Consider the following 20,921-nt stretch of genomic DNA (forward strand, 5'->3'; position numbering starts at 1 on the left):
CATCATCGAAGGGCACCTTCGCCTTGAGGATGTTCGCGGGCCAGGCCCGGTCGGCGAGATCATTGGACCTGCACCATAGCTGCGCAGGTCTTGCAACATGGTACGTCAAATCCGCGGTCTCCGCCTCAATGGAAATCCCGGCTCGGGAACAGCTTCTTCGCCTGCTCCCTCGGGTGCCGCGCTCTGCCCGCTGTTCGGGTGGGCCTGACAGTCTCCCCTGCCCTCTCAGACTCAGCCCCGATCCGCAATTGATGCCCGATGGTGGAAAGCCGGGCTGACAGATCCTCGATTCGCTCCGCGATCAGGTGGGTCACCTGCCCGTCACGCTCGATCCTGCCCGTCACCCGCAACAGCCGTCCAGCAACCACGGCGGCGCGGAACGCCTCATAGACCTTCTTCCAGACCACGACATTCGCGGTTCCGGTCTCGTCCTCGATGGGCCCGCGCCGGTGCCGCCATGCGCCGCGGGCATCGCCAGATCACCGGTGATCCGGGGCGAGGCTATCCGTCCCGCGCCGGATCTGCCGCCGCTCCAGGAAAGGGTAAGTGTATTTGCCATCCGGGTTTCTCCCTCTGTGACCGGTGATCAGCCGCGTTCCTTTGCGATCACATCGCGCAGGATGTCGATCTCATAGGCGCCGGGCAGCAGCGTCCAGCCCACCAGATAGGCCGGTGTGCCCTGCAGGCCAATGGCGCGCGCCTGCGCCTCATTGCGGGCGATCAGCCCCGACCAGCGCGGCTCGTTTTGTGCATAGGCGGCCAGGGCAGCGGCAGGATCGACACCTGCGAGGCGAACCGCCTCGTCCATCTGTTCGGCCGCGATCCGGCGCCCCCCGATCCGCATCAGGGCCTCATGTGCAATCCCGTATTGTCCGAGGCCGGCCGCCCCCAACCCCAGCTGCAACCCATGGACCGAACTTGCGCCGAAGATCGGCCAGTCCTTCATCACCAGACGGATATTCCCGTCCGTCCGCACCATATCCAGCAGCGCCGGATGCCCCCTGCGGCAAAAGGGGCACTGATAATCGTAGAATTCCACCAGAGTCACATCCCCATCCGGATTGCCCAGCAACGGCTGGTCCGGATCATGGGTGATTTCGCGGCGAAAGACCTCGGCCTCGGCATCCTGGGCGCGGGCCGGGCCCATCGCCAGCAGCATCCCGCTGCCAATGGCGGATCCGATCAGGGTTCTGCGGGACAGGCTCATGCCGGATCTCCTTCGGTGGCAATAACAGGCGGCTCAAGTTGGGGAAGCGGCGTTCCGGGTGGGGCTGTGCCCTTGCCGCTCTCGTCTTCGGTCAGCACGATGACGCGCGCGCCCGAACGGACAAGGGTTTCCAGTTCGATCACATCCTGATGGAACATGCGGATGCAGCCGGCCGAGGTGGCATTGCCGATCGAATCCATCTCGGATGTGCCGTGGATGCGATAGAATGTGTCGCGGTTGCCCTTGTGCAGATAGAGCGCCCGGGCCCCGAGCGGGTTGGTCAATCCGCCCTCCAGGCCATCGCGATATTGGGCATATTGCCCGGGGAATTCGCGGATCATGTTCTCGGTCGGGCGCCAGCCCGGCCAGTCGCGGCTATAGGGAATATGGGCGGTGCCGGAAAAGGCCCGTCCCTCATCACCCACGGCCACACCATAGCGGATCGCTCGGTTGCCGGGCTGCACATAGTAGAGAAACCGCTGCCAGGGGTCGACGATTACCGTGCCGGGCTTTTCGTCCGTCCAGTAATCCACCTCGCGCCGGATCGTGCGCTCGCTCAGATATTTCGCAGGCACCGCCGGCACCTCGATCCCGCCGTCCTGCACTGTGGCATATTGCGCCGCGATTGCGGGCGGGAGTTCCGGCGCGGACGGCGGTGCGGGCGGAGGCGGGGGCGCACATGCCGCCAGCGTCAGCAGCGCGCACCCAGCCAGCGCCCGCCTCATGTCAATCCCACAGCTCATTCTGTCCCGGTCCTTATTGCCGCGATGCCAGCCAGCAATCCCGCCCGCGAGATCTCGCCCATATGCGCGGTGTGGAGTTGCCCCTGTGCGTCGATGAACAGCGTGACCGGCAGCCCCATCGAGCCGTAATGCCGCATCAGCTGCGAGGTCGGGTCCAGCACCGGCGCAATCACGATCCCCTCACGCGAGAGGTAGCGGCGCACCGCCTCGGCCCCTTCGCCCTGATTGACGAAAACGAACTCCGCGCCGGTATCGGCGGCCGCCAGTTCCGCCATCATCGGCATTTCGCGCCGACAGGGCGGGCACCAGCTGGCCCAGAGGTTGATGACCAGCGGCCTGCCCTCCCAGTCACCGGGGGCGACCGGAGCCCCCGACAGGGTGGCCAGCACCGCCCCGGAGGGCAAGGCGACCGCTTCCCCCCTCGTCAATTGCCAGACGATGTTCCAGCCCCCCACCGCAAACAGGACCGAAGCGGCTGCGGGCAGGATCAGATCGGGATTGCGCCACAGATGCCAGCCGGTGGCCAGCGCGAAACCGGCAATCCCCCAGAGCGGGCTGAAGCCGCCCTGCCAGATCGCAAAAACGGACAAGGGATCCGCCAGATAGGTCGTCGCATTCTGCACCACAAAGCCCAGCCGCGCGGCAATACCCCCGCTGATCGCAGCGGCGCTGGCCCAGCCTGCGATCGCCGGCCCCATGCGCCGCGGTGGCAAGCAAAAGCACGATGAGCCCGGCCAGGACCGCCGCCCGTTCACCCGAGAGGGCCATCGGCCCCAACGCCAGCCCGCCCATCACAGCCCCCCTTTCGCCAGGATGGCCGAGGCCGCCACATCACCGGCCTCGATCGTGCCGATCAGGCGGCTGCCTGCGGGCTCGCGCTGAGCGGCATCCAGAAAGATCATCGTCGGCGGCCCGGCGGCGGCCAGATCACGCATCAGCGCCTGCGCCTCGGGGCTGTTATCGGTCACATCCAGTTTCAGCAGCCGCATGGCGCGCAGGGTCGCGCCAAGCTGCGGATCGGGCAGCACGCTGCGCTCAATCCCCTTGCAGGTGACGCACCAGTCGGCGGTGACATAGATCAGGGTCGGACGGGCCGGGCTGTCGGCCAGCGCTGAGGCAAGGGTTCCCCGGCTCGTGACAGGGGCGAAATCCGGACCGGCGGCGACGGACCCGCCTTGGCCGGTCAAAGTCAGCGGCGCCAGCGGGCGCAGCGGATCATCGCCCCCCAGCCCCGCGCCGACCGCCATCACCCCGGCCCCGATCAGCGCAAAGACCCCAAGGCTGCGTCCGGGCTGGCGTTGCGGTGCCGCCTGCGCCGAAGAATGGTCGAGGGCCCCCAGCAACACTGCGGCCCCCGTCAACCACAGCCCCCAAAGCGCCAGCACCGGCGGCCCCGGCAATATCCGTGCCGCCAGCCAGATCGCCATGCCCAGAAACAGCATGCCGAACAGCCGCCGAACAGCCTCCATCCAGGCCCCGGCGCGCGGCAGCACGCTTGCGCCGAATGTGCCGGCAATCACCAGTGGCACGCCCTGCCCCAGCCCCAGCATGAACAAGGCCGCCGCCCCGAGCACCACATCGCCGGTCTGCGCGACATAGAGAAACGCCCCCGCCAGCGGCGCGGTGACGCAAGGCCCGACGATCAGCGCCGAGGTGAAGCCAAGCGTCGCGGCACTGCCGACCGAGCCGCGTCGCCCCGGCCCCGACAGCCGCGCGGTCCAGGCGGCAGGCAGGCTCAACGCAAACAGCCCGAAATTCGACAGGGCGAGCATGACGAACAATGCCGCCACCGCGCCCACCGCCCAGGGCGATTGCAGCACCATCTGCAAATTCTGTCCCGACCAGCCTGCCACCGCGCCCATCAGGGCAAAGGCCATGGCCATGGCCAGAACATAGGAACCCGACAGAACCGCACCGCGCGCAGGCGTCAGGGTCTCCCCCTGACGCGCCAGCACACCCGCGAGGATGGGCACCATCGGAAAAACGCAAGGTGTCAGCGCCAGCGCCATGCCAAAGCCGAAAAATGCCAGCAGCACCAGCCCCGCCCCGCCCCGGTCTGCCAATCCGGCAAGCAGGCCGCCGCCTTCCGCCAGCACTATTGCGGTAGCGGCCCCGTCACCGCTGGCCGCCACCGGCAGCGGAGGCAGGCTCAGGTCGCTGGTCACGGGGGCATAGCAGATGCCATCTTCCTGACAGCCCTGCCAGGTGACACGGATGTCGCCCCCCGCGCGCGGCAGCACGACCGAGGCATTTCCATACCAGACTTCGACACGTCCAAAGCCGGGATCATCCTTGATCTGCCCCGCCGGGGCATCGACCTCCAGCGCCGCACCCTGTGTGGTTTGCGCAGAGATTTGGTCGCGGTAAAGGTAATAGCCGTCTGTGATCTGCCAGCCGATCACCGCCCGCCCCTCCTCGACCGAGATCAACTCGATACGAAAGGCCTGCTCGGGGTCAAGCGGGCGACCCGCCCCCGCGCCAAAGGAAAACTGCTGGGCAAACGCCGGGGGAAGCAAGAGCACAAGGCCCAGAAGGGCAGCGGCAAGCGCAAGGAGAAAAGACGTGCGTTTCATGGGTCCTGCCTTGTGGTGCCCGGCTTAACCGGGGCTTAAGCGCGCGCGACACGCCCCGACACAAATCCGCGAGGAGGGCGGCGTTGCCTGAGGGGAGTGGTTCCGGCATCCGTCCCGAACAGAAGGCCCTAAGACCGCTGCGCGCGGGCAGGGCGTCCTGTTTCCGCTTTCGCTTCCGTCCCGAAACGGGCCGGATGCTCAGGACAGATCCTGGCGGGCCCTGGCCATCAGGCGCGCAAGATCGGCAGCCGATTGCTTGCCAAAGAGACCGTCATTTCCGGCAATGAAGGTGGGCGTTCCCATCAGACCCATATGGTCGCCAAGTGCCATGGTTTCGGCGATATGCTCTTCAACGTCAGCGCCAACCATGTCGCGCCGCAGACGGGCCTCGTCCGGCCCGATGGCGCTCGCAATTCTCATCGCAGATGCTTCATCGGCACGGCCTTTGATCGCCATCAAACCGCTATGGAATTCCCAGTATTTCCGTTGCTTCAGCGCCGCCAGCGATGCCCGCGCACAAAACTCCGATCCTTCTCCGAAGATCGGCCATTCACGCAAGACCACGCGCAGGTCCGGGTCGCTGCCGATCAGCTTGCGGATCTCAGGGACGGTCGTGCGGCAATGCGGGCAATTGTAGTCAAAGAACTCGGTCAGGGTGATATCGCCAGCTGCATTGCCAAGAACCGGGGCGAATGGGGGCCGCTCGATGGCCTTGCGCAGTTCCCCCGGCATTGGGTTGCCTCCGGCTTGTCCCGGACGCGGCGAAAGGGTCAGGGCCAGTCCTGAGGCAAGCCCGAAGGCCGCGAAGTCACGTCGTTTCATCTTGCGCATATGTTGCCCGCGGATCGATTGACAGATTTACAGCATCACCTCTGGGCCTCGTCCCTTAAACGGGGCTTAAGCGGACAGGTCACAGGACGCCGAGCAGTTTCCACCACAGAAAATCCAAGGGCAACAGCAGGAACAGGGTGATCGCAGCCAGCGGCAGGGTGATCTTCAGCAGATGCCCCAGCTTTTCGCCCGACATCTGCATGGCGACGATCAGCGGCCCAACCTGGTAGGGGAATATCACGGTCGAGAAACCGATCACCTGCGTCATCAGAACCGCCTCTACCGAAAACCCCGTCTGTGCCGCAAGATCGCCCGCCATCGGGGTCAGTACCGCTGGCACACCCGGCATCGTGGCCAAAAGCCCGGTCACCACCGACATGACCGAAAGCGAGGCAAAATTGACCGCGTCCGCGCCTGTTTCCAGGGGAAGGATGGCGATCAGGCCCTGACCCAGCATCGCCCCCAAACCCGAGGCGTTGACCAGCGCGCCAAGCGCCAATGCCCCGGCAACGAACAGCAGCATCCCGAAATCGACCGATGCCCTGAATGCAGGCGGAGTGACCACACCGACCCCCGGCAAAAGCAAAAGCACTGCCGCAACAAGACCAATCCAGGCCGAGTTCACACCATGCAGGCTGTCGGTCATCCACAAGGCCAGCGTTGCCAGCAAGATAAGCCCCACCCTGATCAGAACCCTGCGGCTGGCGGGGCCGCCTTCCTGCACGGCTTCGCGCGGCGACATCGCCTCGCCTGTCCTCGCGGGGAAAATCCACAGGATCAGCATCACCACCGCTGCGGCCTTCAGCAAGCCCAGCACGGGGAAATGCAGCAAGAGATACTTCATATAGCCGAAATGTACGTTCTGGATCGTCTCTGCCGCGCCCGACAGCACCATGTTCGGTATGTTCGAAGGCAATATGGCAAAGCCCGGCATATTGGTGCCGATGGCCAGCACCGATGCGATGCCGATCCGGCCTTTCGATCCGGGGCCAAAGCCCATCTGATCCGCCAGAGCCATCCCCACCGGCACCATGACCACCGCGCGACCCACCGACGACGGCATCAGAAAACTCAGCAGCACCGAAACCGCCATCAGGCCGGCGATCAGGCGTGGGTAGCTGCCGGTCAGCAAAGGTGACAGCGCTCGCGCCAGTATCGCACCCAGCCCGGATATCGAAATCGCCGCGCCGATCACAAAGCCGGAAACGATCAGCCAGACCGCCGTCGACTGAAAGCCCAGAAAGACCAGATCCGGCGGGGCGAGCCCGAAGACCAGCAGCACCGCAAAGAAGATCAGGCTGGCAAGATAGCCCTGCACAAGATTCGTGGCCCACAACACGAGGGTCACCAGCACGATCCCGAGGATCCGGGCCTGATCCGGGCCCAGCATCGCGGGCGGCACCAGCGCCAGAACAAGCGCCAGCAGGGCGACAAGCGCCACAAGGGCATGTTTCATCGGGAAAGTCATCGCAGGGCACCAAACAGAATGGCAGGTACTTCAGACCTAGCCCTGATGCGCACCCTGTGCCAGACTGCCATGATGACAACAGATATCGCCAAGCCGCCAGATCTCGACCCGGCGGACATCGCCTATATCCTCGATCCGGCGCGACCGGTCCTGACCCATGGCCGGGTGATCGGGACGGGACAGGCCTTGCGCGCGCACAGCCATCCGCGCGGACAGTTGCTTTGGGCGATGCGCGGCGTTTTGCGGGTGGTCAGCAATGCCTGCATCTGGCTGGTGCCGCCCAGCCATGCGGTCTGGATCCCCGGCGGGATGGAACATCAGGTCACCATCGAGGCAGAAGCGGAGTTGCTGAACATCTATGTCGATCCGTCGATCTCGGTGCGAAAGACCAACCGTCCGATCCCCTGTTGCGCAGTGCTGCTGCTGACACCCTTGGCGCGCGAGATGATCCGGCGGCTTGGTGAAAGCGATACGTCGCTGCCCTTTGACGCGCGCCTGCTGCGCCTGTGTTCCGTTCTGCTTGATGAGCTGGACCTGCTGACCGAGGCACCGCTGAACCTGCCGGGCGGGCAGGATGAACGCCTGACGCGGGTGACGCGCCACCTGATCGGCCATCCCGACGAGCAGAGCCAATTGCCGGAACTGAGCCAGATGGCAGGTGCCAGTCCCCGCACGATGGAGCGGCTGTTTCGCGCGGAAACCGGGCTCAGTTTCCGGCAATGGCGGTCGAAACTGCGGATCCTCAGCGCCATCGAGGCACTCAATCGCGGTGAGAGCAGCACGACCATCGCCTTTTCCATGGGATACAGCAGCCCAAGCGCCTTCATCGCGGCCTTTCGCGAGGCGTTCGGAACCACACCGCAGCGGTTTCTGAGCGGCAACCAGACCTGATTGAGGGGAGGTCCGAGGGCCCGCCGCAGCAGATCGGGGAACGCTTCGATCCGCCCGAAACCGGCCCCCGTGGCAGATCAAACCTTCTCTGCGCGGCCACGCATCAGCGATTGCGCGGTATAGACGAGGATCGCCGCGCCGACCGCCCCCATTGCCGCCACAGCCAGCAGGACGATCACGTCAATCGGCCCGCCGATATCGCGAAACCCCGAACTGGTGACCTTTTGCACGAAAAGCACCGCCGCAACCGCCCCGAAAGGCATCGAGACCTGCGCCCAGAGGAACTTGCGCCAGGACACCGCCCGATCCCGCACCAGCACATAGAGATAAAGCCCGGTCACCACTATGGCGGCGGCAACCATGAGCCAGAAAAGGCTGCGCCCGAAGATTTCCTCGAACACTGCGATCATGGTGGTGAATGTCAGGTCCTGCATCGCCTTTCCCCCTTATGCCTTGCCGCGCAGCATAGCGTTATAGGTGGCCTTCAGCGCCACTTCCTTCATCAGCCAGGAAATCCACAGCTCCTCAAGCGGCGCGATCAGACCAGGGAAGGACGGCACCAGATTGTTGTGATAGTCAAATTCCACCAGCATCGCACGGCCCACGCGGGTGATCATCGGGCAAGAGGTGTAGCCGTCATAGACCGCAGTGCCGTCCCTGCCCCCAATGGCTGCGATCAGATGGTCTTCGACCACCGGCACCTGCCACTTCACCGAGGCCGCGGTCTTGCCTTTGGGCACACCCGCCACATCGCCAAGCGCGAAGATTTCGGGATAGCGCAGATGGCGCAGCGTCTTCATGTCGCATTCGACCCAGCCCTGATCGCTCCATTTGTCGGTCCAACTCAGGCCCGATTGCCGGATCACATCGGGCGCGCGCTGCGGCGGGATCACATGCAGATAATCGTAATCCATTTCGGTGGTGGAATTCACCGCCTGGCCGGTTGCAGGATCTGTGGTCACAGTTGCAAAGGTCGCGCGCTTTGCACCGTGGTCAATGGCAGTCAGGGTCTGACCGAAATGCGTGGCAATCCTGCGTTCACCGAACAGCATCCGGATTTTTTCCGAAACGACCGGCACCGAGAACAGCACCTGCTGCGGGCAAGCGTAATGCACCTCATATTTGCCCTTCGCGCCGCCACGGCTTGCGATGTCGTCGATCAGGAACGTGTGTTTCAGCGGCGCACCGGCGCACTTCATCTCGGTCGCGGGACGGGTGAACAGGCCGATGCCGCCCTCTTCGCTGAATGTATGTGCGGCCTCCCAGGTCTTTGCAGCATGGTCGGGCCCGGCATAAAGTGCCCCGATCCCGTGCTGCCCGACCATGTCTGGGGAAAACCCCTCGATTGCCGCATGATCCAGCACAAGGCCGGGTGCCACCACAAGAAAATCATAATCCAGCCGCTGACCGCTTTCGGTCGAGACGGTTTTTGCCAGCGGATCGATCGCGGCGGCCTTTTCCCGGATCAGCGTGATGCCTGACGGCAGCCAGTCCGTCGTTTGGCTGACAACATAATTCGCGGGCTTCAGCCCGGCCGCGACCAGCGACAGTCCCGGCTGGTAGAGATGTTCCCTGCGCGGGTCGATCACCGTTATCGTGGCCCCGTCAAGCCGCTCGACCAGCCGGTTCGCCAGCGTCGTGCCCGCAGCACCGGCACCAATGATCACGATCCGCGCCGTCGTCGTCAGCCGCGCCGCCTGCGCGCCACCGCCAAGACCCAGGGCCAGCGCACCCGCTGCACCAAGGCCGATAAAGCCCCGCCGCGTGCTGTGGAATTCCGCCATTCTGAAATCTCCCCCCTTCTGAAACCGAAGCAGAGCGGGGAAAACCCCGCTCTGCACTGCGCATCATGCCGCCTCTGCCTCACGCGTGACGATCTCGGCTTCGCCCTCCAGCAGCTTGTGGACCGGGCATTTGTCGGCCATCGCGATCAGGAAGGCCCGATCCTCGGGCGTCAGATCGCCAAGCAGGGTCACGACGCGTTCGAACGCATGCGGCTTCTGGCCAGAAGGCGCGCTATCCGTGCCCATATTCATCGGCGGGGCGCGCAAATGGCGCACCTCGACCGAGACATCATCGAGTGCGATTTTCCTGCGGCCTGCCACCATGCGGATGGTCATCGTGGTGCAGGCGCCAAGCCCGGCCATCACCAGTTCGAACGGGTCCGGCCCGGTATCCTGGCCGCCAAAGGTGCCAGGCTCATCGGCACCAAGAATATGGTGGCCGATATTGATATATTGCCCAAAGGGGCCAAAGCCGCTTTCACGGGCCTTGACGATGTTGCGTTGCGGAGCAGTGGTCATCGGAATTGTCCTTCAGGGAAATTGCGCTCAGGTGATCTGAAGCGAGCCTTTGGCCGCCATCATCAGGTCGATGACTTCGGGTGCGGTGACAATCTCGTAGCCCGGCACCATCTGCTCAGCGGAAAAGCCATTGTGGATCATGCAGGATTTGCAGATCCCGATGCGGCCACCGCCGTCGCGGAACTTCGCCAACAGATCGGAAACAGGCTCGAAGGGTTTGCCCACGTCGATGCCATCCGTTGCGCCGGGCAGGCCCAGTTCGACCGCCTCCACCATCAAAAGCACCATCGCACCATGGCTCTTTTGCTGCGCATTCAGCGCCATGGTGAAGGCCACGGTGACCTTTGCGGGATTGGACTTGCCATCGAACAGCGTTGCGACAAAATCTGCGGATTGCATGAAACCCTCCTGGAATCCGGGTAAAAAAGTTCAGGGGCGTCTGGACGCGTGGCCTCGGAACTGTGCCTTTTTGGATTTAGCCGCCAAACAGCAATTGCAGAAGATCGCCAGCATGCCATGATATGTCGCCAAGGCGACAGGCGACTGCGCGCAGATCTGTAGAGAGGCTTTCACCGCAAAGCCTGCTATCCACTGGCTTTAGATTTGGAATGGCCCGAAATCCGGCCGTTGCAGGAGCGATATATGAACGACTGGACCGCCCATTTCAAAGAGCTAGACCAGCTTCCCGCCGCGCTGCGCAAGTCGCTTTTGCATGGCAGCCGCAAACTGGACTTTCCCGCAGGAACACGGCTTTTTGGTGCGGGCCAGCCTGCCGATCACCTGCTTTTGCTGCTTTCCGGTCGGATCAGAGTCACTCAAGTGTCCGATAGTGGACGTGAAGTGGTTCTCTACCGTATCGGTGCTGGCGAAAGCTGTGTGTTAACCTCGGCCTGTATGCTGGCCTATGACGATCTGGCGACCGAGGGCATGGCCGAAACCGATATCGAGGCGATCGGTATCCCGCGTGCCACTTTCGACGAGATGATGGGACTTTCGCCCGAATTTCGAGGCTTTGTGATGCGGGCCTGGTCACGCCGGGTCACCGACCTGCTATCGCTGATCGACGACATCGCCTTCCAGCGCATCGATCTGCGCCTGGCACAGCGTCTTCTTGCCATGGCCGAGGGTGACAGGGTCAACGTCACGCATCAGCAACTGGCGACCGAGCTCGGTTCGGCGCGCGAGGTGATCAGCCGGGCGCTGGCGGAATTCCAGCGGCGGGGCTGGATCGAGCAGGCCCGGGGCGAGTTGCGGCTGACCAACCGGGATGCATTGGAAAAACTGACCCAGAGCGCGGAACAGTAACTAAGTCACAGACGGAAGGCGCCGGGGCGTGGCATCCATGACCCGAAACCGATTCCAGAGGTGTCCCATGCTGAAAAATCTTGGCCAGACCGACCGCATTCTGCGGCTGGCTGCTGGCATCGTCATCGCTGCCATTGCCTGGTTCTACGGCGCAAACTGGCCAATCCTCGGCCCTGTGCTGTGGATCGTCGCGGCAGTCCTGTTGCTGACCGCCGCTTTCGCCACCTGCCCGGCTTACCGTCTGGTCGGTCTCTCGACCTGTCCGTTGAAAAAGAAATGACCGAGTTCACCCCCTTCACATCCTTCTCCGGTGGCATGCTGATCGGACTTGCTGCCGTTTTGCTGATGGCCTTCCATGGACGTATCCTTGGTGCGACAGGAATCCTGTCCGGCTTGATGCGCAGCGGCGATGGCCGCGACTGGTCTTTGCGTGCCGTCATGCTTCTGGGCATGGTGCTGGCACCGGGGCTGATACTCCTTGCAACAGGCACATGGCCCGCAATGGAGGTGCCGGTTTCCATGGCCGCCATCATTGGCGGCGGGCTTCTTGTCGGCATCGGCGTCAGCTATGGTGGCGGTTGCACCTCCGGGCACGGCGTCTGCGGCAACGCCCGCCTGTCGCGCCGCTCGATCACGGCAACGATCAGCTTCATGCTCGCAGCCTTCGTCACCGTCTATGTGACCCGCCACCTGATCGGAGCCTGAAATGCGCCTACTTTCCGCTTTGCTGATCGGCCTGGTCTTCGGGACCGGGATTGCGGTCTCGGGCATGTTCAACCCGGCCAAAGTCCTGAACTTCTTCGATCTGGCCGGAAGCTGGGACCCCAGCCTTGCCTTTGTGATGGGCGGCGCGCTGGCGGTCGCCATCCCGGGATACAGGTTGGTTCTGGCGCGGCGCGCGCCGCGGTTCGAGCCGAAGTTCCAACTGCCCGGCACCAGGCTGATCGACGTGAAACTGGTCGCCGGATCGGCAGTCTTCGGCATAGGCTGGGGGATTGCGGGCTTTTGCCCCGGCGGCGCTTTGCCCGCGCTTGGCACCCTGCGCCCCGAGCCGCTGGCCTTTGTCGCAGCCCTGATCTGCGGCCTACTGATCGCGCGTGGCATAAACGGCCTGATCGCCAGCCGCACCCAAACCGCCTGATTTACGGAGAAGCCCATGACCTGCAAACCCGATCTGACCATGAAACCCGAGGTCACACCGTTTTTCGACCCGGCCACCAATACGATTTCCTATGTGGTGAAGGATCCGGGCTCTGAGGCCTGTGCCGTGGTCGATTCCGTGATGGATATCGACTATGCCGCCGGCCGCATCAGCTATGAAAGCGCCGACCGGATCATCGCCTTCATCCGCGAAAAGGCTCTGCGTCTCGAATGGCTGATCGAAACGCATGTCCATGCCGACCACCTTTCCGGCGCGCCCTATATCCAGGCCGCGCTTGGCGGCAAGATCGGCATCGGCAGGAACATCACCGTGGTGCAGGAAACCTTTGGAAAGGTCTTCAATGAGGGCACCGAATTCCAGCGTGACGGCAGCCAGTTCGACCGGCTGTTCGAAGATGGCGACAGCTACAGGATCGGGGCCATGACCGCCTGCACGATCCATACCCCCGGCCATACACCGGCCTGCATGACCCATGTCATCGGCGATGCGGCCTTTGTCGGCGATACGCTTTTCATGCCCGATGGCGGCTCTGCCCGCGCCGATTTCCCCGGCGGCGATGCCGGAACGCTTTATGACAGCATCCAGCGCGTGTTGGCCCTGTCCCGCGAAACCCGGCTTTTCATGTGCCACGACTACGGACCGAATGGCCGCGACATCGCATGGGAAACCACGGTGGGAGAACAGCGCGACCACAATATCCATGTGGGTCAGGGCCGCTCGCGCGAGGACTTTGTTGCCATGCGCGAGGCCCGCGACGCCACGCTGAAGATGCCGACCCTGATCATTCCCTCACTTCAGGTGAACATGAAGGCGGGCGAGTTGCCACCCGAGGAAAACGGCAAGCGCTTCCTCAAAGTGCCTCTTGGCGGGCTGTAAGAGGCCGGTATGGATATTCGCCACCACACGCCGCAGATCGGCATCTGCGGCCAGATCAGCCCCGACGACATCCCGGCGCTGGTCAAATCCGGCTACCGCCTCCTGATCTGCAATCGCCCTGACGGCGAAGAGCCGGGTCAGCCGGGATTTGCCCTGATCGCCGCCGCAGCGAGCGCGGCCGGGATCGGAGCGCTGCATCTGCCGGTTTCCGGGCCAGCCGATATTGCAGCCCAGGCCCCGGCGTTGGCCGGGGCCCTGCGCAATGCTCCCGGACCAGCCTTGCTCTGGTGTCGTTCAGGGGCGCGCAGCAGCGCGCTTTGCGCCGCCGCCGGTGTCTGACGGCCCACCCTGCCCCACACCCGCGCCCTGATCGGGCGCGGGTTCCCGAATTTGCCGAAAGTGGCTGCCATGCGCCTGTCCCTGACCTCTCTGATGCCGGTTCTTGTCTGGGGGCGGCGCTACAACCGGGCCGATCTGTCGTCCGACCTGACGGCGGCGGTAATCGTCACCATGATGCTGGTGCCGCAATCGCTGGCCTATGCGATGCTGGCGGGGCTGCCACCGCAGGCGGGAATCTATGCCTCGGTCCTGCCGATCATCCTTTATGCGGTCTTCGGCACCAGCCGGGCGCTGGCAGTGGGGCCGGTCGCCGTGGTCTCGCTGATGACTGCCTCGGCGGTGGGCCAGGTCGCCGCGGCCGGGACGGCGGGCTATGCGGTCGCCGCGCTGACACTGGCACTGCTGTCAGGGCTGATGCTGATCGCATTGGGGCTGCTGCGCTTTGGTTTTCTGGCGAACTTCCTGTCGCATCCGGTGATTGCGGGCTTCATCATCGCCTCGGGCCTGCTGATCGCCGCCGGGCAGGCGCGCCATATCCTTGGCATCAGGGGCGGCGGTAATACGCTGCCGGAGATCCTGCACGGGCTTTGGCTGAACATCGGCGGCACCAATACACCAACGCTGATGATCGGGCTTGCCTCGCTTGGATTTCTGGTCTGGGTGCGCAAGGGCATGAAGCCCGCGCTGAAACGGTTGGGCGCGGGCGAGGGGCTTGCCACGCTGCTGACCCGGGCTGGGCCGGTCTTTGCCATTGTCGCCACCACCGCCGCAGTCGAGGCCCTCGGTCTGCATGAAAAGGGCGTGGCAATTGTCGGAACCATCCCGCAGGGGTTGCCGCCCCTGACCCTGCCCGGCCTGTCGCCCGACCTGCTCGGGGCCCTGCTGCTGCCCGCCGCGCTGATCTCGATCATCGGCTTTGTCGAAAGCGTCTCGGTGGCGCAGACGCTGGCCGCGAAGAAACGCCAGCGGATCGACCCGGATCAGGAACTGATCGGGCTTGGCGCCGCCAATATCGGCGCGGCCTTTACCGGCGGCTTTCCGGTGACGGGAGGCTTTGCGCGCTCGGTGGTGAATTTCGACGCGGGTGCTGCCACGCCCGCCGCCGGGGCCCTTACCGCGATCGGTCTGGCGCTGGCGGCACTGGCGCTGACGCCGCTGCTTTACTTCCTGCCGCAGGCCACACTGGCGGCAACGATCATTGTCGCGGTCCTCAGCCTTGTGGAGCCGGCCATCCTGCGCCGCACCTGGGCCTATTCGCGCCGCGATTTTGCAAGCGTGCTGGCGACGATCCTTGCCACGCTGGGCTTCGGGGTCGAGGCCGGGGTATCGACCGGGGTCGCGCTGTCCCTGCTGCTGCATCTGCTCAATACCGCCCGCCCGCATGTGGCCGAGGTCGGGCTGGTCCCCGGCAGCCAGCATTTCCGCAACATCCAGCGCCATCAGGTCGAGACCCTGCCGGGCGTGCTGATGCTTCGGGTGGACGAGAGCCTCTATTTCGCCAATGCCCGCGCCATCGAGACCATGGTTCTGGACCGGCTCGCCGCAGATCCCGCAATCCGCGAAGTGGTGCTGATGTGTTCGGCGGTGAATGTGATCGACTTTTCCGCCCTGGAATCGCTTGAGGCGCTGGCGCATGAACTGGCGGCCCAGAAGGTGCGGCTGCACCTTTCGGAGGTCAAGGGCCCGGTGATGGATCGACTGCAAGGCAGCCGTTTCCTCAAAGACCTAAACGGCAAGGTCTTCCTGTCGCAATATGACGCCTGGAGGGCAATCATTGCGGACGCACCAACAGTCCATCTCGAGTGACGGTCAGACAGCCTAGTGCTTCCCAAAGCTAAAGCGGCAGCAACCTGGGGCAGCCATATGCTGCACTTTTCATTTGCAATCCATGCCAACAGGAACTTCAATATACTTGACTGGAAAAGTCTCTTGTTAAGCGCGATGGAAAGGCAAGCGTCGAACCAAGGCGAGAGAGACAATTGTAATCTGCCTGTTTCATGCCGCACCATTCCGTGAAGAGCCGCCCATGCCGAAATGTCGCGCGTCATCCCGCCGCGCGGCCCTGGCGCATTAAAACGGTATGTTGTCGCGTCACTGCCTGACGGTTCGTTCCGGTTCCCCGTAAATACAATTGCAGAGTGGTAAATCACGGATTGCATCAAGACCATGTCAAACCGACCCAAAACCGAGGATGCAGAACGTCCCGCGCGCCAGCCGATCAGGCTGACGCTGTTGCCGACGCTGGCCGCAGTTTTGTGGCTGCCGCAGGCCGGCCTGCTGGCGCAGGCGATCTCAAACGTCGCGGATCGGATGTCCTGGGGCGCGACGATCCTGCCGGCGGCAACGGCCGCAGCCATAGGCATTTTGCGAGTCATCCTCGGCGCGCTCAGCGAGCGTGCAGGCCATCAGCATGCCCGCGCCCGCGTTTCTGCGTTACGCATGACCGCGATCATGGCCCTGTCAGAGCGCGCGCCGCTTGACAGGCGGGCCATCCCATCAGGTGAAGCCGCCAGCATGATCGCCGAACAGGCGGACAGCATCACGCCCTGGCTGGCCAGGTTCGGCCCGGCGCGGATGAAGGCCGTGCTGGTTCCGCTGGCAATTTTTCTGGCGATCCTGCCCTTGTCCTGGACGGCGGCGCTGGTCCTTTTGATCGCAATGCCGGTGATCCCGGTTTTCATGGCGCTGATCGGCTGGCAGGCGCAGGCGGCCAGCAAGGCGCAACTGGTCGAGATTGGTGCGATGAACGCCTTTCTACTTGACCGGCTGCGCGGGCTTGCCACCATCCGGGGGTTGGGCGCGACCGATCGGGTGGCTACCAGTGTCAGAGCCGAAGCCGAGGGCCTGCGGGCGCGTTCGATGGCGGTTTTGCGCATCGCCTTTCTCACCTCGGCCGTGCTGGAACTGTTTGCTGCGCTCGGGGTGGCAATGGTCGCGGTCTATGTAGGCTTTCACCTGCTGGGAGATCTGAATTTCGGAGCCTGGGGCGACACGCTGAGCCTTGCGCAGGGCATGTTCATCCTGCTGTTGGCTCCCGCCTTTTTTGAACCGCTGCGCGATCTGTCGGCAATCTGGCATGACAAGGCTGCGGGACAGGCGGCACAGGACAATCTGTTGCGCCTGTCCCGCAGCGAACGGACGTTGCCCGAAGCGGGGCTGGGCACAACCCCGTCTGCCTCCACCGGCCCGCAGGCGGCTTCTGTCCGGGTCGCAGGTCTGCGGTTCCGTCATGGCGACGATGGGGGGACGCTGCCTGCGGGGCTGAATTTCACCCTTGCCGCAGGCGAACATCTGGCGCTGACCGGCCCAAGCGGCGCCGGAAAGACCACGCTGCTGGCGCTGATCGCCGGGCTGGATCTGCCGCAGGCGGGCCGGATCGAAATCGACTGCGAGGCGCTGACAGCCGAAACCGCCACCCGCCTGCGCGCCCGCATGGCCTGGATCGGCCAGAGTCCGCATATCTTTGCAGGCTCTTTGGCGCAGAACGTCACCATGGGCCGCAAGGAAATCGGGCCAGAGAAGGTCAGCCGCGCGCTTTCCGACATGCATCTGGGCGCAATGGCAAGGATCCGTGGCACCGCGCCGATCGGCGAGGGCGGCAACGGGATCTCGGGTGGCGAGGCGCTGCGTCTGGCACTGGCACGGATCGCCGTCAGCCCGGTGAGGCTTGTGCTCGCTGATGAACCGACCGCCCATCTTGACCTGGAAACCGCTGAAAGCGTGACGGAAAGCCTGCTGGCGCTGGCGCAGGGACGCAGCCTGATCGTCGCCACCCATGATCCGCGCCTTGCCGCACGGATGGATCGCCAGATCAGTCTGCCAGCACCCGCAACGGTGGAGGCCCCATGATGTCGCGCCTGTGGCAGGATTTCCGCCCCTTCCTTGCGCTGCCCGACCGGCAGGCGCGCCGGAGATTGCTGGCGGGCGCTGCGCTTGCAGCCCTGACGGGGTTGATGGGAATGGCGTTGCTGGGGCTTTCCGGCTGGTTCATCACCGCGACGGCGCTTGCCGGGCTTTCCACGGTCACGGCGCTGGCCTTTGATGTCTTCATGCCCTCGGCGGCGATCCGGCTTTTCGCGCTTGGCCGCACAGCGGCCCGCTATGGCGAACGTCTGGTGACACATGACGCGACGCTGGCCGTGCTGGCGGCGCTGCGCGAACGGCTGTTTCGCGCCTGGTCTGCGGCGGGGGCCGCACGGGCGCTTGCCCTGCGTCCGGCGCGGATTCTGTTCCGGCTGACCGCCGATGTCGATGCGCTGGACACACTTTATCTGCGGCTGATTGTACCGCTTTGCACGGGCTTCATCGCCGCACTGGCTGCAGGCATCACCTTGGCCTTTATCAGCCCGCTGCTCGGGCTTGCCGTCTTTGCAGTGCTGATCCTGTCGGGGTCTGTGATGGTGTGGCGTATATCGCGCTCTGCCACCCCGGCCACACTGCGCCGTGCGGCCCTGATCGAGGGCCTGCGCAGCGGCGTGATCGACCTTGCCAGCGGTCAGACCGAATTGCTGATGGCCGGGCAGTTGCCCGCCCGCTGCGCGGATCTGGGCGCGCTGGAGACTCGGCTTGCCACGCATGAAAACCGCCTGAACCGGATCGAGACCGGGGCAGGCATCGTCTTCGGGGTGATCGCCGCGCTGTTGCCACCTGCGGTGCTGGTCGCCGCAGCCATGTCGGGGATCGGGGCACCCGGTGTCGCGCTGGCCCTGCTGGTCGCCATGGCCGCGTCGGAAACGCTTGCACCCTTGCGCCGGGGCGCGCTGGACCTTGCCCGCACCCGGCTGGCCGTGCGCCGTATCGGGCCGGGGCTGGCACCGCCCGACCCCTCTGTCATCCCGCCCTCTCCGAAAGACGGGGTTGCCGTCTGCCTGCACCATGTCACGCTGCGCCATGACGGGGCGGCGACTGCGGTGCTTGGCGATATCTCGCTGGAGATCCGGCAAGGCGAGCATATCGCCCTGACCGGCCCGAGCGGCATCGGCAAGACCAGCCTGCTCCAGTGCCTGGCTGGCGAAATAGCGCCGCAATCGGGTGAGGTCTTCTGCCTGCCCTCTGCCCGGCTGACCCAACGGACCGAGCTGTTTCACGACAGCCTGCGCGGCAATCTTCGGCTTGCCGCCCCCGATGCTGACGACGCGGAACTAATCGCCGCGCTGACCGCTGCGGGGCTGGAAAGCCTGTTCGACAGCCTGCCCGATGGGCTGGACACAATGCTGGGAGATCGCGGTCAGGGGCTGTCGGGCGGTCAGGCGCGCAGGCTGGCACTGGCGCGGATGATCCTGCGCAATGCGCCCGTCTGGCTGCTGGATGAGCCGACCGAAGGGCTTGATGGCCAGACCGCGCGTGATGTGCTGGCGCGACTGCACCGTGCCAAAGACCAGAAGGCCAAGGATCGGACAACCGTGGTGACCGCGACCCATACCCGGCGCGAAGCGGAAAACGCCGACCGTATCCTTGTTCTTGGACAGGGCGGCATCCTGGCCATCCATATTCGTGGCAGCCCCGGTTTCGATGCGGCGCTGACTGCGCTGCGCCCAGACTGATGCAATCCGACTGAGCCCCCGTTTCCGACCCGCCCACCACCCGCATTCAAAGCTCCATCCCCCCGCAATACGCAAAGGCAGCAAGATGGAATTCGACATCGTCACCCTGTCGCGGCTTCAATTCGCCCTGACCGCACTTTACCACTTTCTTTTCGTGCCCCTGACGCTGGGCCTTTCCGTCCTCCTCGCGGCGATGGAGACGGTCTATGTCATGACCGGCCGCCCGATCTGGCGCCAGATGACCAAGTTCTGGGGTACGCTCTTCGGCATCAACTTTGTCCTCGGCGTCGCCACCGGCATCGTGATGGAATTCCAGTTCGGCATGAACTGGAGCTATTACAGCCATTATGTCGGCGACATCTTCGGCGCCCCCCTGGCCATCGAGGGACTGATGGCCTTCTTCCTGGAAGCCACATTCGTCGGGCTGTTCTTCTTCGGCTGGGACAAGATGTCAAAGGTCGGGCATCTGTTCGCCACCTATTGCGTGGCGATCGGCTCGAACTTCTCGGCCTTGTGGATCCTGATCGCCAATGGCTGGATGCAGCACCCGGTGGGGGCGCAATTCAACCCCGATACGATGCGGATGGAGGTGACCGATTTCTTCGAGGTCCTGTTCAACCCGGTGGCGCAGGCGCGGTTCGTCCATACCGTCTCGGCGGGCTATCTGACGGCTTCGGTCTTCGTGCTTGGCGTCTCGGCCTGGTATCTGCTGAAGGGCCGCCATATCGCCATCGCCAAACGCTCGATGACCATTGCGGCCTCCTTCGGATTGCTCGCGTCGATTTCAGCAGTAATCCTGGGGGATGAGGGCGGCTATCTGGCAACAGAGCACCAGAAGATGAAACTCGCAGCCATCGAAGGGATGTGGGAAACCGAACCCGCCCCCGCCTCTTTCACCCTGATCGGCATCCCCGACATGGAGGCCCGCACAACCCATTACGCCGTGCATATCCCTTGGGTGATGGGCCTGATCGGCACCCGTTCGCTGACAACCGTGATCCCCGGCATCAGCGAGTTGGAAGCCCATGCCGAAACCCGCATCCGCAGCGGGCTTCTGGCCTATGACGCCTTGCAGGAATACCGCGCCGCACCGACGCGCGAGGCGGTTCCGCCCGAGGCCATCGAGACCTTCGAGCGGCATGGCGACGATCTTGGCTATGCGCTTTTGCTGATGAAATACGTCGACGATCCGCGCCAGGCGAGCGAAGAGCAGATCAGGGCCGCCGCATGGGATACCGTGCCGCATGTGCCGACACTGTTCTGGTCCTTCCGCATCATGGTCGCCATCGGCTTTTTCAATGTCGCGCTGATGGGTTTTTTCGTGGTGCTTGCCGCGCGCCGCAAACTGGGTGTCAGCCGCTGGCCGCTGAAAATCGCGGTCGCATCACTGGCCCTGCCCTGGATCGCGGCGGAACTTGGCTGGATCACCGCCGAATTCGGCCGCCAGCCCTGGGCCATCGAAGGCGTCCTGCCGACTGTCGCCGCGGTCTCGGACATGACGGTGACGTCGCTTCTGATCACCATCGCAGGGTTTACGCTGCTTTATACGGTGCTGATCGTGATCGAGATGCGGCTGATGCTGGCCGCGATCCGCAAGGGACCGCAGCCGGACCATGACCCGGAGATGCCGCTTGCGCCCAAAGCGCTGGCCCCCCGTAACCCTGTTGCAGCGGAGTAACC

At 64.3% G+C, this 20,921-nt stretch carries 21 protein-coding genes and 1 pseudogene; 11 read left to right on the forward strand and 11 right to left on the reverse strand.

Features of this window, described 5'->3' with window-relative positions:
- Positions 1-125 precede the first annotated feature (125 nt).
- From JCM7686_RS22900 to JCM7686_RS22930, 7 genes and pseudogenes are all read right to left on the reverse strand, one after another.
- A pseudogene (locus tag JCM7686_RS22900) lies at positions 126-437 on the reverse strand (OB-fold nucleic acid binding domain-containing protein); the annotation flags it as partial.
- A gap of 149 nt (positions 438-586) precedes the next feature.
- Positions 587-1,207 carry a DsbA family protein gene (locus tag JCM7686_RS22905; protein WP_020952675.1) on the reverse strand — a complete coding sequence of 207 codons (621 nt, stop codon included), beginning with the start codon at positions 1,205-1,207 and terminating at the stop codon, positions 587-589.
- Positions 1,204-1,932: a L,D-transpeptidase gene (locus JCM7686_RS22910; RefSeq protein WP_236635920.1), complete on the reverse strand. Its 729-nt coding sequence runs from the start codon at positions 1,930-1,932 to the stop codon at positions 1,204-1,206. The genes JCM7686_RS22905 and JCM7686_RS22910 overlap by 4 nt, the downstream gene beginning before the upstream one ends.
- Positions 1,933-1,946: 14 nt before the next feature.
- A complete protein-coding gene (locus tag JCM7686_RS22915) occupies positions 1,947-2,648 on the reverse strand; it encodes a TlpA family protein disulfide reductase (RefSeq protein ID WP_020952677.1) in 702 nt (233 codons plus the stop codon).
- A 93-nt stretch (positions 2,649-2,741) separates the two neighbouring features.
- Complete coding sequence (gene dsbD / locus JCM7686_RS22920) at positions 2,742-4,523, reverse strand: protein-disulfide reductase DsbD (protein ID WP_020952678.1); 1,782 nt, start codon at positions 4,521-4,523, stop codon at positions 2,742-2,744.
- A gap of 198 nt (positions 4,524-4,721) precedes the next feature.
- Positions 4,722-5,345 (reverse strand): DsbA family protein, encoded by a 624-nt coding sequence (locus tag JCM7686_RS22925; protein WP_041528464.1) that lies wholly within the window; start codon positions 5,343-5,345, stop codon positions 4,722-4,724.
- An 88-nt stretch (positions 5,346-5,433) separates the two neighbouring features.
- Positions 5,434-6,810 carry an SLC13 family permease gene (locus JCM7686_RS22930; protein WP_041528465.1) on the reverse strand — a complete coding sequence of 459 codons (1,377 nt, stop codon included), beginning with the start codon at positions 6,808-6,810 and terminating at the stop codon, positions 5,434-5,436.
- Between the two features lie 84 nt (positions 6,811-6,894).
- Here JCM7686_RS22930 and JCM7686_RS22935 point away from each other — a divergent pair, with 84 nt between their 5' ends.
- Positions 6,895-7,713, forward strand: a complete 819-nt coding sequence (locus tag JCM7686_RS22935; RefSeq protein WP_020952681.1) for an AraC family transcriptional regulator — start codon at positions 6,895-6,897, stop codon at positions 7,711-7,713.
- A gap of 77 nt (positions 7,714-7,790) precedes the next feature.
- On the opposite strand, the gene JCM7686_RS22940 is transcribed toward JCM7686_RS22935, so the two are convergent.
- The 4 genes from JCM7686_RS22940 to JCM7686_RS22955 form a co-directional block, all read right to left on the reverse strand.
- A complete protein-coding gene (locus JCM7686_RS22940) occupies positions 7,791-8,147 on the reverse strand; it encodes a DUF5368 domain-containing protein (RefSeq protein WP_020952682.1) in 357 nt (118 codons plus the stop codon).
- A 12-nt stretch (positions 8,148-8,159) separates the two neighbouring features.
- Complete coding sequence (locus JCM7686_RS22945) at positions 8,160-9,497, reverse strand: NAD(P)/FAD-dependent oxidoreductase (protein ID WP_020952683.1); 1,338 nt, start codon at positions 9,495-9,497, stop codon at positions 8,160-8,162.
- A gap of 63 nt (positions 9,498-9,560) precedes the next feature.
- Positions 9,561-10,016 carry an OsmC family protein gene (locus JCM7686_RS22950; protein WP_020952684.1) on the reverse strand — a complete coding sequence of 152 codons (456 nt, stop codon included), beginning with the start codon at positions 10,014-10,016 and terminating at the stop codon, positions 9,561-9,563.
- A 27-nt stretch (positions 10,017-10,043) separates the two neighbouring features.
- Positions 10,044-10,415, reverse strand: coding sequence for a DsrE family protein (locus JCM7686_RS22955; protein WP_020952685.1), 372 nt, complete (start codon positions 10,413-10,415; stop codon positions 10,044-10,046).
- A 243-nt stretch (positions 10,416-10,658) separates the two neighbouring features.
- Here JCM7686_RS22955 and JCM7686_RS22960 point away from each other — a divergent pair, with 243 nt between their 5' ends.
- From JCM7686_RS22960 to JCM7686_RS23005, 10 genes are all read left to right on the forward strand, one after another.
- Positions 10,659-11,321, forward strand: a complete 663-nt coding sequence (locus JCM7686_RS22960) for a Crp/Fnr family transcriptional regulator (RefSeq protein WP_020952686.1) — start codon at positions 10,659-10,661, stop codon at positions 11,319-11,321.
- Positions 11,322-11,388: 67 nt separating this feature from the next.
- Positions 11,389-11,601 (forward strand): YgaP family membrane protein, encoded by a 213-nt coding sequence (locus JCM7686_RS22965; protein ID WP_041528433.1) that lies wholly within the window; start codon positions 11,389-11,391, stop codon positions 11,599-11,601.
- Positions 11,598-12,026 carry a YeeE/YedE family protein gene (locus JCM7686_RS22970; RefSeq protein ID WP_020952687.1) on the forward strand — a complete coding sequence of 143 codons (429 nt, stop codon included), beginning with the start codon at positions 11,598-11,600 and terminating at the stop codon, positions 12,024-12,026. Before JCM7686_RS22965 ends, JCM7686_RS22970 begins: the two co-directional genes overlap by 4 nt.
- 1 nt (position 12,027) lies before the next feature.
- The gene (locus JCM7686_RS22975) at positions 12,028-12,462 is read left to right on the forward strand and encodes a DUF6691 family protein (RefSeq protein ID WP_020952688.1); all 435 of its coding nucleotides are present in this window, start codon (positions 12,028-12,030) and stop codon (positions 12,460-12,462) included.
- A gap of 15 nt (positions 12,463-12,477) precedes the next feature.
- Positions 12,478-13,359: an MBL fold metallo-hydrolase gene (locus tag JCM7686_RS22980; protein ID WP_020952689.1), complete on the forward strand. Its 882-nt coding sequence runs from the start codon at positions 12,478-12,480 to the stop codon at positions 13,357-13,359.
- A gap of 9 nt (positions 13,360-13,368) precedes the next feature.
- A complete protein-coding gene (locus tag JCM7686_RS22985) occupies positions 13,369-13,698 on the forward strand; it encodes a TIGR01244 family sulfur transferase (protein WP_020952690.1) in 330 nt (109 codons plus the stop codon).
- Positions 13,699-13,767: 69 nt separating this feature from the next.
- Positions 13,768-15,504, forward strand: a complete 1,737-nt coding sequence (locus tag JCM7686_RS22990) for a SulP family inorganic anion transporter (RefSeq protein ID WP_020952691.1) — start codon at positions 13,768-13,770, stop codon at positions 15,502-15,504.
- A gap of 360 nt (positions 15,505-15,864) precedes the next feature.
- Entirely contained in the window at positions 15,865-17,547 is a 1,683-nt protein-coding gene (gene cydD, locus JCM7686_RS22995; RefSeq protein WP_020952692.1) for a thiol reductant ABC exporter subunit CydD, read from the forward strand.
- Positions 17,547-19,241, forward strand: coding sequence for an amino acid ABC transporter ATP-binding/permease protein (locus JCM7686_RS23000; RefSeq protein ID WP_148292727.1), 1,695 nt, complete (start codon positions 17,547-17,549; stop codon positions 19,239-19,241). The genes cydD and JCM7686_RS23000 overlap by 1 nt, the downstream gene beginning before the upstream one ends.
- A gap of 85 nt (positions 19,242-19,326) precedes the next feature.
- Entirely contained in the window at positions 19,327-20,919 is a 1,593-nt protein-coding gene (locus tag JCM7686_RS23005; protein WP_020952694.1) for a cytochrome ubiquinol oxidase subunit I, read from the forward strand.
- The last annotated feature ends 2 nt before the right edge of the window (positions 20,920-20,921 follow it).

It is taken from the genome of Paracoccus aminophilus JCM 7686, from assembly GCF_000444995.1.
Lineage (GTDB): Bacteria > Pseudomonadota > Alphaproteobacteria > Rhodobacterales > Rhodobacteraceae > Paracoccus > Paracoccus aminophilus.

Bases quoted from the DNA above. Each gene is read 5' to 3' on its own strand.
- JCM7686_RS22965 (WP_041528433.1), top strand. From the start codon at position 11,389: ATGCTGAAAAATCTTGGCCAGACCGACCGCATTCTGCGGCTGGCTGCT.
- cydD (WP_020952692.1), top strand. From the start codon at position 15,865: ATGTCAAACCGACCCAAAACCGAGGATGCAGAACGTCCCGCGCGCCAG.
- dsbD (WP_020952678.1), bottom strand. From the start codon at position 4,523: ATGAAACGCACGTCTTTTCTCCTTGCGCTTGCCGCTGCCCTTCTGGGC.
- JCM7686_RS22990 (WP_020952691.1), top strand. From the start codon at position 13,768: ATGCGCCTGTCCCTGACCTCTCTGATGCCGGTTCTTGTCTGGGGGCGG.
- JCM7686_RS22950 (WP_020952684.1), bottom strand. From the start codon at position 10,016: ATGACCACTGCTCCGCAACGCAACATCGTCAAGGCCCGTGAAAGCGGC.
- JCM7686_RS23000 (WP_148292727.1), top strand. From the start codon at position 17,547: ATGTCGCGCCTGTGGCAGGATTTCCGCCCCTTCCTTGCGCTGCCCGAC.
- JCM7686_RS22955 (WP_020952685.1), bottom strand. From the start codon at position 10,415: ATGCAATCCGCAGATTTTGTCGCAACGCTGTTCGATGGCAAGTCCAAT.
- JCM7686_RS22985 (WP_020952690.1), top strand. From the start codon at position 13,369: ATGGATATTCGCCACCACACGCCGCAGATCGGCATCTGCGGCCAGATC.
- JCM7686_RS22930 (WP_041528465.1), bottom strand. From the start codon at position 6,810: ATGAAACATGCCCTTGTGGCGCTTGTCGCCCTGCTGGCGCTTGTTCTG.
- JCM7686_RS22960 (WP_020952686.1), top strand. From the start codon at position 10,659: ATGAACGACTGGACCGCCCATTTCAAAGAGCTAGACCAGCTTCCCGCC.
- JCM7686_RS22925 (WP_041528464.1), bottom strand. From the start codon at position 5,345: ATGAAACGACGTGACTTCGCGGCCTTCGGGCTTGCCTCAGGACTGGCC.
- JCM7686_RS22910 (WP_236635920.1), bottom strand. From the start codon at position 1,932: ATGAGGCGGGCGCTGGCTGGGTGCGCGCTGCTGACGCTGGCGGCATGT.
- JCM7686_RS22915 (WP_020952677.1), bottom strand. From the start codon at position 2,648: ATGGGGCCGGCGATCGCAGGCTGGGCCAGCGCCGCTGCGATCAGCGGG.
- JCM7686_RS22970 (WP_020952687.1), top strand. From the start codon at position 11,598: ATGACCGAGTTCACCCCCTTCACATCCTTCTCCGGTGGCATGCTGATC.
- JCM7686_RS22980 (WP_020952689.1), top strand. From the start codon at position 12,478: ATGACCTGCAAACCCGATCTGACCATGAAACCCGAGGTCACACCGTTT.
- JCM7686_RS22945 (WP_020952683.1), bottom strand. From the start codon at position 9,497: ATGGCGGAATTCCACAGCACGCGGCGGGGCTTTATCGGCCTTGGTGCA.
- JCM7686_RS23005 (WP_020952694.1), top strand. From the start codon at position 19,327: ATGGAATTCGACATCGTCACCCTGTCGCGGCTTCAATTCGCCCTGACC.
- JCM7686_RS22940 (WP_020952682.1), bottom strand. From the start codon at position 8,147: ATGCAGGACCTGACATTCACCACCATGATCGCAGTGTTCGAGGAAATC.
- JCM7686_RS22905 (WP_020952675.1), bottom strand. From the start codon at position 1,207: ATGAGCCTGTCCCGCAGAACCCTGATCGGATCCGCCATTGGCAGCGGG.
- JCM7686_RS22975 (WP_020952688.1), top strand. From the start codon at position 12,028: ATGCGCCTACTTTCCGCTTTGCTGATCGGCCTGGTCTTCGGGACCGGG.
- JCM7686_RS22935 (WP_020952681.1), top strand. From the start codon at position 6,895: ATGACAACAGATATCGCCAAGCCGCCAGATCTCGACCCGGCGGACATC.